We start from the raw sequence: 897 nt of genomic DNA, 5'->3' as shown, positions 1-897 counted from the left end.
TTGAACCGCAGCCGCGGCGTGAAGAAGCGTTCCCGGACCAGCCCGACCTGGTTCTCGACCTGCCCCTTCTCCCAGCCCGACGCTGGCGTACAGGCGACCGGATCGACCAGATAGTGGCTGCACATCTGCAGGAAGCGGCGATTGTAGAGACGGCCTTTACCGACAAAGATCGTCTCTACCGCGGTCTTCATGTTGTCGTAGATGCCGCGGGTGCAGGTGCCTTTGAACAGGGCGAATGCCCGGTCGTGGGCGTCGAACACCATCTCCTGCGTCTCCCGCGGATAGGCCCGCACGAACAGCATGCGGCTGTGACAGAGCCGGACATGAGCAGCCTTCACCATCACCGTGGTGCCGCTCAGCAGGACGATCTCGTGGCTCCAGTCGAACTGGTAGGCTTCGCCTGGTGCAAAGCTCAACGGCACATAGGCCGACGCTGTCGAGGTGCCGCGTTCCTTGCTCCACCGTCGTGCGTATCGACGAACCGCATCATAGCCGCCGGCATAACCCAGGCCGCGAAGCTCCTCGAATAGCCGGATCAGCGTCAGCCGTTCCCGCGCCGCCTTGCTCTCATTCCTTGCCAGCAACCGGTCAAGCTCGGCACTCCAGGCACCCATCTTCGGGAGCGGCTGCGTCTCGCGCTCGTACCGGAACTCCGTCGCTTGAGAACGAATGACCTTGCGAACCACCTTCCGCGATACGCCAAGTTCTCGGCAGATCGCCTTGATCGGACGACCATCAACAAAGTAGGCGCGACGGATCTTACCAATCGTCTCCACCACCAGCATCCCAACCTCGGCTTCCATGACTCGATGGAAGCCACTGTGGACCCTTATCCCGGGGTCCCGATTGGATGCCGATCACCCCGAAAACGGGGTCCTTATTCCATGCCGAAACACA

Annotated in this window: 1 protein-coding gene; it reads right to left on the bottom strand. The window is 61.5% G+C overall.

The window, feature by feature from the left end:
* Positions 1 to 785: IS21 family transposase (gene istA, locus IVB12_RS35470; protein WP_247307082.1), on the bottom strand; the 785-nt coding region annotated here is incomplete at its 3' end.
* Positions 786 to 897 lie beyond the last annotated feature (112 nt).

The sequence above is a fragment of the Bradyrhizobium sp. 179 genome, from assembly GCF_023073535.1.
Classification (GTDB): domain Bacteria; phylum Pseudomonadota; class Alphaproteobacteria; order Rhizobiales; family Xanthobacteraceae; genus Bradyrhizobium.
This window is presented reverse-complemented; position numbering and strand designations above follow the sequence as displayed.